This window comes from Novipirellula herctigrandis, assembly GCA_007859835.1.
Classification (GTDB): Bacteria; Planctomycetota; Planctomycetia; order Pirellulales; family Pirellulaceae; genus Novipirellula_A; species Novipirellula_A herctigrandis.
Genome location: SJPJ01000001.1, coordinates 6,805,336 through 6,821,557, shown reverse-complemented (window position 1 = coordinate 6,821,557; position 16,222 = coordinate 6,805,336). Strand labels below are relative to the sequence as shown.

The following is a 16,222-nucleotide window of genomic DNA, read 5'->3' as shown; positions in this document are numbered from 1 at the left end:
TTCCAAAGGATACCGCGAGACAAATTCCGATTTGCAGCGCAGCAGTGAGGAGGATGTAAAAGTTGGGATTTGCCGCCCCAAAGGACCAATCAAAGTGAAAGTCCGTCGAGTAGGCAAGTTTGGTAATTTCTGAACAAGTGAAACTTCACGACCCTTACACGTGTAAAAAGGGCGATGAAACACATTGGCCAAGTATAGTTGCCGCGCAACTCGCTTCAATCGATTGATTTGCGTCATGTTTCATGTCCTTATACCAATCGGGTAATCCAGAATGGTCGTAGCGACAATGCGGGCTAGTGTGGCCAAAAAACAACCGTATACCCCCCAGTTGGATTTCTTTTTCAGGCCGTAGAATCCGCACGATCGCGCTTCCACGTTGGATGTTCGACGCCCACGAAAGTTCCAAAATATGAGAGCAAAAGACGCTAAGGGGTGGATAGCGGGGGGTAGGTAGGCAGTCAGGCTATCTGGGGCCGGTCGGATTTGGCCCTGTCGCCAACCGCCGATGAATCAACGAGTTCGCGCAATTGGAGCCCCCAACGATCGTCTCCGTTGGCCTCAGCGGCGGGCTCAGTTGTTGGCCTCTGCTGGCCTCTGCTGGCCTCTAGGTCATCTGGGAAAGCGACGCGGCATTAAAACTCTTCGTCTTCTTCGTCATCCTCCCGGTCCGGATGCATTGGGTCGTCCACATCGAAGAACAAATCAGCCAATCCAAGCGGGACAGCGTCCCCCCCGAGTGTCCTACGCCGGCGTTGGGCGAGCGACTCGAGATCGACGGCATCCTCACCCAAGCATTTTTCCAAGGCTTCCTGCCAAGCCTCATCCGCACTGACCGGATGCGTGGGGTCTTGCATCATCCGTTTCAACGCGAAACGAAGCAAATTGATCCCGTCTCGTGGGGAAAAGTCGAGTTTCAGCTCATGCGAATGCTGTAAGAACTCGACCGTCATCGCCAACATCTCGGCCTTCGCGAACGGCAAATGATACTGCAAGATCGCCATTTCATCCTGCTTGGTCGGAAACCCAACAGCCAATGTTGGTTGCAACCGACTCATGATGTAATCAGGAATCTCAAACGTCGACTCGTCCTGGTTCATCGTCACCGCCGAACGAAAATCGGGGGCCGCAGGAATCGTGATGCCGGCAACAATCGACTCGACATAGCGACGACCATCCAGCAGCGGGGCGAGCGATGCCCATGACTTTTCGTTCATCCGGTTCCCTTCGTCGAGCACGCAAACGCCACCGACAAGCATCGCGGTCACAAGCGGCGAAGCGTGATAGGAAATCGAACCACCTTGGCTTAGCACCGGAGTGATCAACAAATCTTCGGGCCGAGTGTCGGCGGTACATTGATAGATAAACAGGGGGCGCTGTTGGGCCTGGGCAGCGGCGATCGCAAGCTGAGTTTTCCCAACCCCGGGCGGCCCAGTCAATCGTGGCGTGAGAGGCAAATCGGATTCGTCGACCGTGATCCAGCACGCCAAAAGCTGCATCAGAATCTCTTGCTGGCCAATCCATTGGCCCGGTGCTTCGTAGGGATGGGACAATTTCAACCGAACGCCGTCGACTTCGACATGCCCATCGGAAATTTCGCCAATCCTTACCGAATCCGTCTTTTTCTTATGCCGGTTCATCCTAAGTGCTCATCGTTGTAGCCTCGCTCGCCAGAGCAAGTTTTTTGCGTTCCACTCCACCGTCTGGCGACGGCAGCCACAGTAAGGGGCGATTCGCGGGAAGCCTCAAAACAATTTCTCATGTTATCGTGATTGGGGCGTCAGTGGTTTTAAATGCGCGGGCTGGACAGGCTCGGACTCCTCGGTCCACTCCCGGTGTTCCCCTGCGAAGGCATCGCCTGTTTGAGCGAGGCCACCTTCCGCGATGACTTTCGCCTCCGCTTCTGCCGCCTTGTGAATCGAATCGATGTAGCCGTGAATCGAATGGTCCGAGAAGTGATCAATCTTCCATTTCAACAACCCCTTAAAGAATCCATGCCACCGATCTCGCCGCTTCATCAGCACGCCCAATTTACGGATTTTGCCGTTGCGGTCCATGTAAATTTCGCTACCACAATGTCGATAACCCAACAAGAACGGCGGCACGCGAGTGACGACATCGTTGTTATTGACGAAGCGATAGTGCTGTAATTTGACGTAATTGACGTAGCGATTGTTACCTACGCGGGGGCTGCCGTAGGTGTAAAGCTGTTCGGGGTTGGAGTCGATATGAGACAAGAAACAACGCCCGCTGCAGATCGTGGCCATCGCACCACCAAGGGAATGCCCACAAAACCAAAGCGGCTGCTCGTTGCTCATTAGCGCCGTTTCAAGCATCGGCCATAGGTCGTCCACTTCCCGTTTGAATCCGCGATGGACTTTTCCAACGGTTTCGGCGACCACCGACGCTGCGTTGGCATCGGCTTGAATATCGTTCCACTCATTCGGTTCAGTCCCACGACAAGCAATCACACAATCATATTGGTTGCGAAATCGAAACGCTTGCGAACCATCACGATCATAGAAGGTCACGTCGTCAAAACCCGCCAACGCGGCGGCTCGTTTAGCTTCCTCCTCATCGTTATAGGAAATCATCGACAATTCCGCGAACAACAACGCGCGCTCCAAGAACGTTAATTCACGAATCGGCCGATCGATCGATGAATGGACGACGAACGCTCGTTCGCCTGGATCACCGATCACCCGATTTGCCAAATTTTTTACAGCATCATCCGCCATGTCGCTTAGTCACTCCGTGTTGTGAATGTTTCAATGCCGTCGACCGCTTTAGAAAAGTGAGTCCTTGATCGTGTTTACGAACCAAAAACCGCGAACTATTGATGCGGCGCGATAGCCAAACTTAGTTTTCAGCCAACAAACGCGGGTCCACTGGCTGCAACTTCTCACCTATTTTGGGGTGGCCGCCGTCAACGTCAATCTGTTGCGTCAAGTGCCGGCGCCAATTTTCGTCATCCGTTTCGGGGTAATCGGACCGGAAATGGACGCCACGCGATTCCGTTCGGGCTAATGCCGCGCGAACCATGCACCATGCCGTGAGGAGCATATTTTGTAGTTCCCAACCTTCGACACTATTGAATTGCCGCGGCATCACATAAGCCGCATACGAGCGAACCGAGTCGGCCGCCGCACGCAATCCTTCGGCGTCCCGCTCGACTCCCGCTAACCGGCCCATCAAACTTTTTAGCGAAACGCGAACGTCGGCGACGTCAAACGATTCCCCCGACGGATGAATCGGATGCTGAATCGGCAGTGCCTCTAACTTGCTAGCCCCTTCGGCGACCGCTCGCGTGGCCGCTTCCCCGGCGTGAGCTCCGTAGACGAGCCCCTCTAACAGACTATTGCTTGCAAGCCGATTTGCGCCATGCAGCCCGCTGCTAGTCGCTTCGCCAGCCGCCCAAAGCCCTGGAAGACTGGTTCGCCCTTGTCGGTCGACCGTCACGCCACCGATCATGTAATGCGCACCGGGGCGAACCGGAATCCGGTCGCTGGTGATATCTAACCCAAATTTCCCGCACACTCCGGCAATCCCAGGAAAACGCCTCATCACCAACTCGGAATCGATGTGAGACAAATTCAAATAAACACAGGGATGCTTCGTGAGTTCCATTTGCCGGACAATCGATTGGCTAACGATATCGCGAGGTGCCAATTCCGCTCGCGGGTCATAATCCGGCATAAAACGGTGCCCCGTCGAATCAAGCAAGTGTGCTCCTTCGCCGCGAACCGCTTCGGTAATCAGCGAACGCGACGAACCGGCAATGTACAAAACCGTGGGATGAAATTGCAAAAACTCCATATCCCGAAGCTCAACTCCGGCTCGATACGCAATCGCCAAACCGTCGCCAGTGGCCACCGGTGGATTAGTCGATTCGCGATACACTTGGCCGGCACCGCCCGTACATAGAATCGTTTCTTTGGCCCAAACAATTAGTGGACGTTGATTTTCATCGACAACGATCGCACCTCGGCAGCGACCTTCATACGTCAGCAAATCCACGGTGAAGGTGTGGTCCCAGATATCAACATTGGGCAATTCGCGTGTATGTTGAATGACCGCACGCATGATTTCGCGTCCCGTGGCGTCACCGTGTGCGTGGAGGATTCGTTCGCGGCTATGGCCCCCTTCGCGTCCTAGAGCCAAAGCACCTTTGAAATGATCGAATTCCGTTCCCCACTCGATCAATTCCTCGATCCGCCGCGGTCCTTCGCGGACGACCATATCCACCGTTCCTGAGTCGCACAAATTCCCTCCAGCGACCAAGGTATCGCGGACATGTTCCTCGAAACGATCGTTGGGATTCATCACCCCGGCGATACCGCCTTGAGCGTAATTACTGTTGGATTCTCGCAATTGATTCTTGGTCACGACCAACACGGATTGGTTTGACTCGACTGCGTTGGCGGCCCGCAGCCCCGCCAATCCGCCACCAATGACCAAAATATCGGCAAACCGGTGTAGCGCCCGGCGGGAATCAAACGGCAATAAATAACGGGGGGTCATGATGAATATTGGCTTTCAAAAAAACAATCTCTGCGCGACTCGCATATCGACATAACCGTGTTATAGCGGATACGCTTACGCTCGATGACCACACAAAAACATCATAACTTCTCACTTTCCACTTTCTTCACAGGCTGATGTCGAATTCAAGTTCGTCCGACCCCGGCGCGATGGACCCCGCCGTGACAACGATCCAACCCGGCGGTGGTGTCGTGATGTCCATCGAATTAGCGTGGGGACGTCTCCGGCGTTGGTATTTACGGAAATTCCGTCCGGGCTACGTCGAACGAATGCAAAAAACGCGACAAGGCCACCGCGGTCCGCTGCCGTTTGACCCCATCGATTCACGAGACATCAAGTACTATCGAAACCAAGATACCTATTGGTGGGCCGACGCAGACGATCCGTTCCAATGGCGCGATGCACTTCCATTTGTGCGCGTCGGACTAGCCGAACTACTGCTCTTGGGAAGCAGCTTCCTAATACTGTCAATTTTGATCGGGATTTACTGGTGGCCGCTCTGCCTGCCCGGACTCGTCGTAACCGGCTTGATCATTTGGTTTTTTCGTGATCCGCGGCGAAAAATCCCCAACAACGTAGGCACCGTCGTTTCGCCTGCTGATGGAAAACTTGTCCAAATCGAACCGATCGACGACCCTGAACTTGGCCGTTGCATTCAGATTGGAATTTTTCTTTCCATATTCAACGTCCATGCGAATCGCGTTTCGCTACCAGGCCGCGTTGTGTCGATCCGCTATCGGCCAGGAAAATTTCTCAATGCCCTTCGACCGGAATCAGCCCAGGAAAATGAGAACTTGGATGTCACGCTTGAAGACACCGAATCACCGAACCGAAAGTACCGAATCCGCCAAATAACCGGTCAATTCGCCCGACGAATTGTCTGTTGGGTGCGTCCCGGAGACGTTTTAACGCGCGGAGAGATGTTCGGGATGATTAAACTAGGGTCTCGAACCGAGTTGGTCCTGCCTGATGACGGGACCTTGGAAATCACTGCCGAAATTGGTGAAACACTTAAGGCAGGCAGCAGCGTGATCGGCCAGTACAAGCAAGCCTAGAATTCCCAAAACCTATGAGCGAATTAAAACGAACCGTCTTCGGCGACAACGCGGCTGGTCATTCCGGCCCTGACAACGGTTCGGGGATGCGCGATCGGAAAGGACGCAAACGGTTGCGACGGCGGATCAGTTTGGCGTTTTTGCCAACCCTGTTAACGCTTGGCAACGCGGTCTGTGGGCTCGCAGCGGTATCGGTGGCCGTCAGCGTCAATTTACCATGGCCCGACGAAATCAAGTTGTTCGCCGCCGGCGTCCTCATTTTCGCAGGGATGCTGTTCGACGCACTCGATGGCTCAGCAGCACGAATGACGGGCCAAGAAAGCCGCTTCGGCGCGGAACTCGATAGCCTCTGCGACGTGATCACCTTTGGCGTCGCGCCCGCAGTGATCGTGTGGCGCATCAGCGATGTCTTTCCACAGAAACTTAGCTGGGCGATTGGTGTCCTGTTCACGCTATGCGTGTTGATCCGATTGGCGCGATTCAACGTCGAAACAGGCGAAGAGGACAGCCACGAAGGCTTTGAAGGATTACCCAGCCCCGCCGCGGCTGGAACGATTGCGGCGTTCGCGATTGCGATGCCTGACGTCGCCTCGATCGCCACTGACGAAGTCTACCCTGAGTTTGCCAAGACGCTCGCTCAAGGAGCACTCGATGCTTCACACTACGTGATCCCGCTTCTGGCGGTGATCTTGTCATACCTGATGACGTCGCGTTTCCAGTACCTTCATGTTTTCCAACAATTGGTCACCGGACGATGGTCCACCCATCAGTTTGGACAAGCGTTGTTCGCAATTGTCGGCGGTTTTCTACTTCACTGGGTCGCCCTGCCGATCGGATTCTGCTACTACTCCTTCGGCCCTCCCGTACGCCAAATTGTTCGCCGAGAGCGAGACGTGACGTGCGTGGAAGAAAAATCATCCGCCGAAAGCAACGACGAGTGAGTGACGAGACACTTGCCACGGACAAGTGCGGAAAAGTCGGCCTGATTACGAACGCCCCAATCGCTGCAATTGGTACTTTCCGTTCATGATATCCTGCCACCACGATTGATTGTCCAAGTACCACTGGACCGTCGCTCGGAGACACTCTTCTAAACTGCGTTCGGGTTGCCAGCCCAATTCTTTCTGGATCTTGCTCGAATCAATCGCGTAACGGAAATCGTGTCCCGGTCGGTCCGTCACGTAAGTAATCAACTCCGAATAGCTTTTGCCATTGGAGCGAGGACGAATCTCGTCCAAAATCGCAATCACCGCATGCACCAAGTCAATATTCCGCCGCTCGCTATTGCCACCGATATTGTACGTTTCACCTGGCGTCCCTTTAAGCAACGCTGTCGTTAACGCTTTGGCATGGTCTTCCACATACAACCAATCTCGGACGTTCAAGCCTTTGCCATAGACCGGCAACGGCTCTTCGGCCAAGCATTTGATGATCATCAACGGCAGTAATTTTTCGGGGAACTGGTAGGGGCCGTAGTTATTCGAACAATTCGTCACGATAACGGGCAAACCGAACGTCGTCTTCCAAGCTCGAGCCAAATGGTCCGAAGCCGCTTTGGTGGCCGAATAGGGCGAATGAGGATCGTAGCGGGTCGTCTCGGTAAACATCCCTGTTTCGCCCAACGAGCCGTAGACTTCGTCGGTCGAAACGTGCAAAAAACGAAACGCTTCTCGGCGATCCCCCGCCAATTCGTTGTAGTGACGAAGACTCGAATCGAGCAAATTGAACGTCCCGACAACATTCGTTTGAATGAACTCCGATGGCCCATCGATCGAACGATCCACATGCGACTCAGCCGCAAGGTGCATCACCGCATCGGGATCGGCTTGCTTAACGACCTCACCGACCAAAGCGGGATCAGCCAAGTCGGCTTGGACAAATTCGTAGCGATCCGAATCAACCACGTCGTCGAGCGAGTGCGGATTGCCGGCATAAGTCAACTTGTCCAAGTTGACAATGTGGTGGTCCGTGGCAGCAAGCAGATGGCGAACCAAATTGGTGCCAATGAAACCACAGCCACCAGTGAGCAGAATTTTCATGTCATGATTGCAATAGAGAAGGAAATTTGGAGCCCAAATGGCCTGGGACTCAAATGAACACCTGATAAAACAATAATCGACCGCCGAGTACTTGCAACGGTCCGATCGAAACGCCCAGATCCGAATCCCCAGCTACTTCGCCGAATCCGTTTCCGGTCGCAAGACAGGAAACAGAATCACGTCGCGGATCGATCGTTGGCCCGTCAATAACATCACCAAGCGGTCAATCCCCACCCCGAGCCCGCCGGCGGGCGGCATCGCGTAGCGAAGCGCTCGGACGAAATCGTGGTCCATCTTGGCCATCGAATCCTCTTCCTCTTGTCCCGACAATTGGGTCTCGAACAATGCTTCCTGCAAATCAGGATCGTTTAGCTCGGTGTAAGCATTTGCAATTTCCATCCCTAAGATGAACAATTCAAATCGCTCCGCAACTTCGGGGTTGTCTCGCTTCCGCTTGGTCAGCGGGCAGATACTCGCAGGATAATCGATCACAAAAATCGGCCCGTCTAGCGAGTCTTCGACCTTCTCCTCAAAGATCTCGTTCCGCACCACGTCAAGGTGTTTGCCATCCGTTTTGATGCCGATGCCTTTGGCAAACTCGATAACGGCATTGTCATCCGACGGATCAATCCCCGTCGCCTTGTGGAACAAATGGGCGTACGTTTCGCGTTGGAAGGGCACGGAGAAATCAATCATTCGGCCATCGAATTCACGTTGATAATTTCCGCCGGTCGCTTCGATCGCCGATGCGATCAATCGCTCCGTCAAGTCCATCATCACTTCATAGTCGCCGTACGCTTGGTACGCTTCGAGCATCGTGAATTCCGGATTATGCCGGGGACTCAGTCCCTCGTTGCGGTAGACTCGCCCCAATTCATAAACCCGCTCCATGCCGCCGACCATCAATCGCTTTAGGTGAAGTTCAAGCGCGATCCGCATATAGAGCTGCATATCGAGCGTGTTGTGATGAGTGATAAAAGGCCTGGCTGCCGCACCTCCGGCAATCGTGTGCAAGGTCGGCCCCTCCACTTCACAGAATTGGTCATCGTCGAGCGTTTGTCGAATGGCTTTGATAATCCGAGTCCGATCCATGAACGTGTCCATCACTCCATCATTAAACGCCAAATCGGCATACCGCATCCGCTGGCGAAGATCGAGGTTGGTCATCCCCGCATGCTTTTCCGGTGCCGGTTCAAGCATCTTGGTCATCATGAATAGCTTTTCGGCAAACACGGTCAACTCGCCCGTATTGGTTCGTCCAAGGCGTCCTTCCGCAGCGACCAAATCACCAAGGTCGAACAACTTGGCTAAGTCAAAGTCATCATCACCGACCTGTTTCTTGCCAACGAAAATTTGGATGTTGCCCGTCCAATCGCGAATGTTCAAAAAAATCAGCTTTCCAGTCGGCCGACACAACATGACCCGGCCAGCAACGCGAACGATTGGCCCCGTTTCTGCGCCAGGGCCGTTGTCGGTTTTCCACTGTCGATAGTCGATCGGAGCGTCTGGATCGGCCGCATCGAAATCCGGCAATTCGAGCGTTTGGCCTTCAGCAGTAACGAATTTGACTTCGTTTTTTCGGCTACGACACTCTGAAACGAACGTTCGGTTGTCGAATCGGCTGCCGTACGGGTCAATGCCTCGTTCGATCAATTGATTCAGTTTGTTTCGCCGAGCCACGCGTGGATCGGTTGCGTCGGTGGCATCATTTTCCCCTTTGGCGGGGCCATTTGCAGGTATTTGGTTCATGGATCGCTAGCTAAAAGATCGCTGTTTCGGAAGCGTGAATGGATATCGCCGAAGATTGTCCGCACGATTGGGCTAGGACGCAACCATGAGTGACCTTGCTTTTTGGAGCGATTTCCAAGTAGTTAGCAAGGGTCGCCTTTTGCATCGCGAAAGTGCAATCGACCCTGGATCTCGCCGTCGCCTAGCAAATGGCGACAATGCCTACCAAAACACCTGAAAGCCAGAACGATGGATCGAACTGTACAGCACGATGCCCACGCTCCACAAAGCGCCCACACCACACTGAGTTCGCCCTCCAAAAAGCAAGCTTCCATCGTTGTCGTTGACGCCAGCCCGCTATCCTTGATTGCGACCGCTGGGGTGCTGCACTACCAGGGGTACAAATGCATGTGTTCTCGGTCCGCTGAATGTACCACCCAGGCGTTAGCAGCCGAAACGCAAGATCTAATCGTTTGGGATGTCGGCGACGACGCAGCCGCCGTACTGGATTCGATCGCCGAAATTCGCCAAAACGAGGTGTTTCAAGAAATCCCTGTCGTCCTGCTCGCCGACAGCCAATGGGCGGGACTCGAGAAAAAAGCGGAACAACTTTCCGCACCGACACGTTGTTTGTTCAAACCAATTGACCCAAACTCGCTGATTGCAGTGGTTGATCAATTATTGTGGATGCCGTCGCTCGTTTCAGCGCACCGCAAACGGGGCTCCAAACCGAGTCGCCCTGGATGGGTAACGTTGTAGGTTGGTTCGCGCTGGCTGGGTGAAGTTGTCGCAGAAGCCTCACATCGTTTCGCATACTCAAGTTGACCGATTTGGTGAATCGTTCGCTCCTAACCGTTCTTGACTCCGTCCGCCAATCGGCCCAAAACCGACTTGGCGTTCGCCTACGAGAAACTCAGGTCAACGCTGCCTCAGCACTACTCGATTCGTGCATCGTCGAGATGGATACAGGCGAAGGAAAAACGCTCTCGATCGCATTGGCCGCTATCCAATTCGCCTCCCAAGGCCATCACGTCGACATCGTCACCGCCAACGACTACTTGGCTGACCGCGATGCGAATTGGATGATGAGGGTCTACCAAGACGTGGGGCTTGCGGTCGGCTGCGTGACGGCAACCTCCCCCGAAAACGAAAAAACATCCGCCTACGCGGCCTCGATCACCTACGGCACGATTCGCCAATTTGGATTCGACCATTTGCAACAACGACTCTTCGCAAAGCATCACCCTAATGAGTCGAACCAATCCAAATCCGCCGCGACGCCCTTTGATGTTTTGATCGTCGACGAAGCGGACAATGTCTTGATCGACGAAGCTCGTACGCCGCTACTAATTACCGCAGCAACGAAATCGATCGATCCGAGCGAGCAAGCTGCCTACCGCTGGTCCGCTGCGTTTGCCTTGGAGCTGCTTCCAACAATCGACTATGTGCGCGACCCGCTGACCGACCAAATCGCTCTCACCGACGCGGGCTATTCCAGAACGATCCATCATGGAATGCCCGCCGAATTGAATTCGATGACGACAACCGAAATTGTCTTTTTTGTCGAACGCGCGATCCAAACAAACGAACAATTGCACCGTGATCGTCATTACCTTGTCGTGCAAGATCAAATTGTTTTGATTGACGAGTACACCGGCCGCATTCAAACCAACCGAACATTGGGGCGCGGACTCCATCAGGCACTTCAAGCTCGCGAATCTCTTCCGATCACCGAGTCACCTAAAACGATTGCTCGAATCACGGTCCAAGATTTCGTCACTCGATTCCGCCATCTATCCGGGATTACCGGCACCGCGCGAGAGGATCGCCGAGAACTTCAGCGTGTGTATGATTTACCCGTTTACCGTGTGGAGCCATTTCGGCCCAATCAACGCGTGGAATTGGCGCCACAAGTTTGCATTAATCAAAAGAGCAAATTCGATGCGATATGCGATGAAATTGCATCGGTCATCGCGAAGGGGCGTGCGGTATTAGTCGGCACTCGAACGATCGAAAAATCGGAGCGACTGAGCGACTTCCTGAAGAAACGCAACATTGATCACGTCATCCTCAATGCCCGACACACCGACCGCGAAGCCGACTTGATCGCCACCGCTGGTAACCAAGGCAGAGTCACCGTTGCGACCAACATGGCGGGCCGCGGAACCGATATTCGGCTTGCCGAATCCGTCCATCAAAGCGGTGGGCTACATGTGATCGTCAGCGAACCGCATGCTGCCGCACGAATCGACCGTCAACTGATTGGCCGATCTGCTCGCCAAGGCGACCCCGGTTCGGCTCGCCGTTACTATAGCCCCGACGACGAGATCATCGAACAAGCATACGGATTCGAAGTCGCCGCAAATCTGCGGCAAAGAATCGGCGGTCAAACGGAACTTTCGTGGACCGTACAGGCCCGAACCCAGTGGCAAATCACGCGTGCCCAAGCGATCGTCGCAAAACAACACCGCAAGGCAAGAGAAGAACTAACGCGGCAAGATCAAACACTTACTAACAACCTGGTTCGCCTGGGCCTTGATCCGAACTTAGATCCGCTAGACTGACCGTTGCGGGCTGTTGCGTTGCGGGCTGTTGCGTTGCGGGCAAAACCGGTGTTTGCAATACACCGCCTAAGCCGTCGTCATCATCGGGATCGGCAATATTTCTTTCGCTCGTTCCAACTTCCTCGCTTCAGCAAAACAGGGGTGCGTCGCCAACAATAACGGTAACATTGGCGGCGTTGGATCGGCAAGCTCACCGAGTACGGCGTCCCCAATCGGTTCACCCATTCGCGATTGCAACATTGCCCGATTCAGCAGCGTCCCATAAGGCCCATAAGGATATTGTTCCAAGTCCAATTCACTTCGCTTGGCAAAATACGAATCCGCAGTAAGACTTTCAGTGAGGCTATCACCAAAATCGACTCCGTCATGCTCAACCGCGGCCAGATGAACATTGCCCTCGTCTTCATATAAATCGATAAGCAACCCGCGTGCATAAAGACTTTCCGAGTGTCGACTGCGAACACGTTTCGCATCGGTGATCGCGCGGTCGGTATTCCCTGAGAACCAATAAGCACGTGCCAAATCCACCTTGGCAACCACCGACAACGGGTTTAGCTGGGTCGCTTCTCGCAACATCTGCAACGCCAATCCGATGTTTCCTTTGGTTAATTCCAACAAGCCGAATTGGTGGCGGACCTGCCAATGATTGGGAACGTCCTCAGCGAGCGCCGATAGAATCTCGGTTGCTTCGGTGTATTGATACTGGGTTTGCCATTTGATCATCGCTTCCGCCAACCGCGCATCGACAGACGAAAGATCAAGCGACAGCGCATCGTCAACCGATTCGCGTGCTTGCTGAATCAACTTGATCGATTCCTTCGGCGCGCTTTGCGCTGCCAACGTAATGGACGTTAACCCCAAACCGGCTAGCGGAGCCGCGAACTGCTCGTCTTGGCTATGAGCGGACTTGTAACACAGCAATGCTTTTCGCAGCCCATCAGGACTGTCGGGATCCGACCGAGCTGAGCCATCGACCAAACAACGAAACGCACTGACGCTCTGAGGTTTCAACTCATCCGCACTGGAAGTCAAGGATCGTCCAACTTTCGTAGCAATCTCCGACGCAAACCGCGACTGTTCCAACAAACTTTCCCCCAATTCGCTCGAGAAAAGCCCTCCCCATAATTGGTTCCCGGTACGAGCGGAAACAATTTGAAGATTGATCTCGTCGAAGGTCTTGTTGCCTCGCCGAATGGTTTGGAATGTCCCCGTCACTAACGCATCCACATCCAACTCGTCGCCGATCCGTTGGTACTCACTTCGCGTGTTGGCGACGATCGGCCGAAACGGCGTTACATTAATATCGGGCATCCGACTCAGTTCATTGACCAATAGCGCCGCCAATTGATCACCACGAAAGATCTCTCGATCCCCCACGGGGTCGCCTTTGGCTCCATCCGCCAACGTGGCCGATGCATCTCGGACATCGATGAACGACAAGACGCCAAGCGAATCGATCGCTCCGAGCGATTCTGACTTGGTCGATTGGGCATATGCAGCTAAAAGCAATCCGACAACACCACCGCCAGTCAATTCCATCATCCGGCGTCGCCCAACCCGAAACGCCTCGGGAGCCAAGTCGCTCGGTGCCGTCGACGAAGGCCGTTTCAGAAGTGCCTCGCTCACCAAATTTGCCGACGCCGGACGCGCTTCGGGTTTCCTTTGTAGGCATTTGCCGATGACCTTCGATAGTTCCCTATCTTCGCGACTGCGTTCAGGATCGAAGTCGGGTGTTTGCTCAAGCGTCGACGCGAATCGCTGCGTCGCCGTGTCACCATCGAACGCCCGCTTGCCATAGAACGCTTCATACAAGATGCACCCGAGTGAAAACAAATCCGCCATCGGACCGGCTTGCTCCCCACGAGCTTGTTCGGGAGCCATATAGCCGGGCGTCCCCATCACAACCCCTTCGCGAGTGCGTTCTCCATCATCGCCATGCTCGCCATTTCCAAACCGAATCCCATCGGATCGCGACAAGCCGAAGTCGAACAATTTAATCAACGCGCCACCGGCGCTGAGTGATTCGCCTGAGATCGACGAAGAGAGTGGATCGGCGCTACGTCGCATCACCATGATGTTATGCGGTTTCAGGTCACGATGAACGACACCGGCGGCGTGCGCGACACTAAGCGCATCGGCAATTTGAGCTCCAATGCTACGAATCTCGTCGATACTCAAACGAGTTCGCCTCAGCAATCGATCGAGTGTTTCGCCATCCAGAAATTCCATCACCGCGTAGGGAGACGAACCGAATAGCCCGACATCAAAGAGCTCGACCACGTTGGGATGGCTAATGGCTGCAACCGCGCGAGCTTCCCGCTGGAATCGATCACGAAGACTCCCATGTTTTTCGCCGTCGATGGCCATCATCTTAATCGCGACTTTGCGTCCAAGTCGCGAATCAATCGCCGAATAAACGACCCCCATTCCGCCACGATCGAGCAATCGTTCGACACGATAAGGTCCTATTTGCGATCCCTCCGACGGCAGCTTCGGCATGGACGTATTTCGCTCGGACGCAAATAGGGTCTCATGCCCCGAGATGGGATTCCCTTCGATAATCTCGCCGCGAACCGCCTCCAATTCTCGGCGCAACCAATGCGAGCTTTCCCCTCCATGCTCTGCGACGATGTCTGAAATCGACACCTCCTCACCACGACGCAGCGCAGTCTCATACTCAAGACAAACCGCATCGAGTCGAGCCAGTTCGGATGCCGAAATATCGCCCATCTTTTTATTGTTCCTGTTCGCCCTGTTCGGTGTCAAACTCTTTCGCTTCGGTCCACAAACGCCGAATTAATTGTAAGCGACGTTCGACCGCTCGTTTGCTTAATTCCAATCGATCGGCAATTTCATCCACCAAGAATCCGTCCATTCTCATCAATGCAATTTGCTTCAACTGATCGTCGGGCAATTGATCGAGAAGCGTCTCACACGCTTCGGCCAATTCCGCTCGCAAATCGGGCGACGCTTCCTCGCCAGCAATACTACCGATTCCGCGACCACGACCCAAATCCCCCTCGTTTTGATTGGAGTCGACAAAGACCGATTCACCCCGAATGTTTCCGCCACCACGTTTTTGTCGGGTGTGATGGCGAAGGTGAGCATTCACTTTTCGTGATGTCAGTGTTATCAATAGACCCCACAAATTTTCAGGCGCGTTCAAGTCAGGAAACTGATCCCGTCGGACGCCCGCGATAAAGCTTTCGAAAGCAGAGATTGCGATATCTTCTTCATCCGCCGCTCGCCGCAAATTCATCGGCATTCGCTTTGCCGCCAACTTCACCAACGATTGGTAATAGTCACGCCACAGCGTCGCGATCGCTTCGTCGTCACCGTCGCGGACACGTTCTATCAAATCATGAAATTGTTGGTGAATGGCGTCCATTACGATTCGATCACCTGCGCTGTAAAAGAGAAGTCCGTATTGGACGTTCCCGACGAAGCCGATTCGCCACTTGCCACCGCCCCCGCGTCGAAGTGACTTCTTCGTGCGAACCCTAACGCAACGACACTTCCATCGTCGTGCTGTGCAACGCTGGTCAACCGCCCAACCGTTTTGCCCTCATGCTCAAGTTTCGTTTGTGCCGGTGGAACCGCTCCGTCGATCGACCAACGAACCAATTTCTTTTGGACTTGCCCCATCGCATCGAGCCGCGCGACGGTTTCTTGCCCTAAATAACAACCTTTGGTAAACGAGATGGTTTGAGCATCACGACCAATTTCCTGCGGCAAATTACTCTCGTCAATTTCGATCCCATACCATGGATAGCCTGCAATCGTTCGGGCCGCATGAAACGCCGATACGTCAGCAACCGCGATGCCATTGGAATCCAACCAAGCGGTCGCTTCGGAGACCCTTCCGTTTGGCACAAGCCACACCTGGGCTCCCGCGCCCAACCATGTGACCGCGAACAATTCCGTTCCAAGATCGCACTGGTTTTCAATAAACGGGTTCGACGACAGCACGAAACCGGCGAATTGCGAATCGAGAATTTCCGCCTTGGCGTCTTCCCGGATCGTGTATCGGTCGACATGCGCAGCGACTCGTTCAGATTGCCCGCTCGATCCGATCAGACGGAAACCGTCTACGTGACGATACACATTAAAATGTCCAACCGTTTTGCCTCTCACATCGGTAACAAAACTCTCGCAGCCTTGCCCCATTTCAAGCTTGAGGACATGGTTGGTGGTCAAGTTATTCAAGATAGCGTCCGCATCGGCCCCGACCAAATCAAGGACGGACAAATGGGGTAACAGATAGCATTGAGTGGTATTCATCTCAAAAAGCATACCA

At 54.0% G+C, this 16,222-nt stretch carries 12 protein-coding genes; 4 read left to right on the top strand and 8 right to left on the bottom strand.

Annotated features, from left to right (window positions below; genetic code table 11):
- Window positions 1-632: 632 nt before the first annotated feature.
- From CA13_RS25060 to nadB, 3 genes are all read right to left on the bottom strand, one after another.
- Window positions 633-1,637, bottom strand: a complete 1,005-nt coding sequence (locus CA13_RS25060; RefSeq protein WP_146401350.1) for an AAA family ATPase — start codon at window positions 1,635-1,637, stop codon at window positions 633-635.
- 123 nt (window positions 1,638-1,760) lie between these two features.
- Window positions 1,761-2,735, bottom strand: coding sequence for a lipase family protein (locus CA13_RS25055; protein WP_146401348.1), 975 nt, complete (start codon window positions 2,733-2,735; stop codon window positions 1,761-1,763).
- Between the two features lie 121 nt (window positions 2,736-2,856).
- Window positions 2,857-4,521 (bottom strand): L-aspartate oxidase, encoded by a 1,665-nt coding sequence (nadB, locus tag CA13_RS25050; protein ID WP_146401346.1) that lies wholly within the window; start codon window positions 4,519-4,521, stop codon window positions 2,857-2,859.
- Between the two features lie 134 nt (window positions 4,522-4,655).
- On the opposite strand from nadB, the gene CA13_RS25045 reads away from it, so the two are divergent.
- On the top strand, window positions 4,656-5,594 hold the full coding sequence (locus CA13_RS25045; protein WP_419194789.1) for a phosphatidylserine decarboxylase family protein: 939 nt from the start codon (window positions 4,656-4,658) through the stop codon (window positions 5,592-5,594).
- Between the two features lie 14 nt (window positions 5,595-5,608).
- Complete coding sequence (pssA, locus tag CA13_RS25040; protein WP_146401344.1) at window positions 5,609-6,535, top strand: CDP-diacylglycerol--serine O-phosphatidyltransferase; 927 nt, start codon at window positions 5,609-5,611, stop codon at window positions 6,533-6,535.
- A gap of 45 nt (window positions 6,536-6,580) precedes the next feature.
- Here pssA and rfbB read toward each other — a convergent pair whose 3' ends face one another.
- Window positions 6,581-7,633, bottom strand: coding sequence for a dTDP-glucose 4,6-dehydratase (rfbB, locus tag CA13_RS25035; RefSeq protein WP_146401342.1), 1,053 nt, complete (start codon window positions 7,631-7,633; stop codon window positions 6,581-6,583).
- Between the two features lie 132 nt (window positions 7,634-7,765).
- Complete coding sequence (gene lysS / locus CA13_RS25030; RefSeq protein ID WP_146401340.1) at window positions 7,766-9,382, bottom strand: lysine--tRNA ligase; 1,617 nt, start codon at window positions 9,380-9,382, stop codon at window positions 7,766-7,768.
- A gap of 228 nt (window positions 9,383-9,610) precedes the next feature.
- Here lysS and CA13_RS25025 point away from each other — a divergent pair, with 228 nt between their 5' ends.
- The gene (locus CA13_RS25025) at window positions 9,611-10,120 is read left to right on the top strand and encodes a response regulator (RefSeq protein ID WP_146401339.1); all 510 of its coding nucleotides are present in this window, start codon (window positions 9,611-9,613) and stop codon (window positions 10,118-10,120) included.
- A gap of 74 nt (window positions 10,121-10,194) precedes the next feature.
- Window positions 10,195-11,925 carry a preprotein translocase subunit SecA gene (locus CA13_RS25020; RefSeq protein ID WP_146401336.1) on the top strand — a complete coding sequence of 577 codons (1,731 nt, stop codon included), beginning with the start codon at window positions 10,195-10,197 and terminating at the stop codon, window positions 11,923-11,925.
- Between the two features lie 66 nt (window positions 11,926-11,991).
- On the opposite strand, the gene CA13_RS25015 is transcribed toward CA13_RS25020, so the two are convergent.
- The 3 genes from CA13_RS25015 to ygfZ are packed head-to-tail and all read right to left on the bottom strand — an operon-like array spanning window position 11,992 to window position 16,206.
- A complete protein-coding gene (locus CA13_RS25015; protein ID WP_146401335.1) occupies window positions 11,992-14,655 on the bottom strand; it encodes a serine/threonine-protein kinase in 2,664 nt (887 codons plus the stop codon).
- A gap of 4 nt (window positions 14,656-14,659) precedes the next feature.
- A complete protein-coding gene (locus CA13_RS25010) occupies window positions 14,660-15,313 on the bottom strand; it encodes an ECF-type sigma factor (RefSeq protein WP_146401333.1) in 654 nt (217 codons plus the stop codon).
- Window positions 15,313-16,206: a CAF17-like 4Fe-4S cluster assembly/insertion protein YgfZ gene (gene ygfZ, locus CA13_RS25005; protein ID WP_419194788.1), complete on the bottom strand. Its 894-nt coding sequence runs from the start codon at window positions 16,204-16,206 to the stop codon at window positions 15,313-15,315. The genes CA13_RS25010 and ygfZ overlap by 1 nt, the downstream gene beginning before the upstream one ends.
- Window positions 16,207-16,222: the final 16 nt, after the last annotated feature.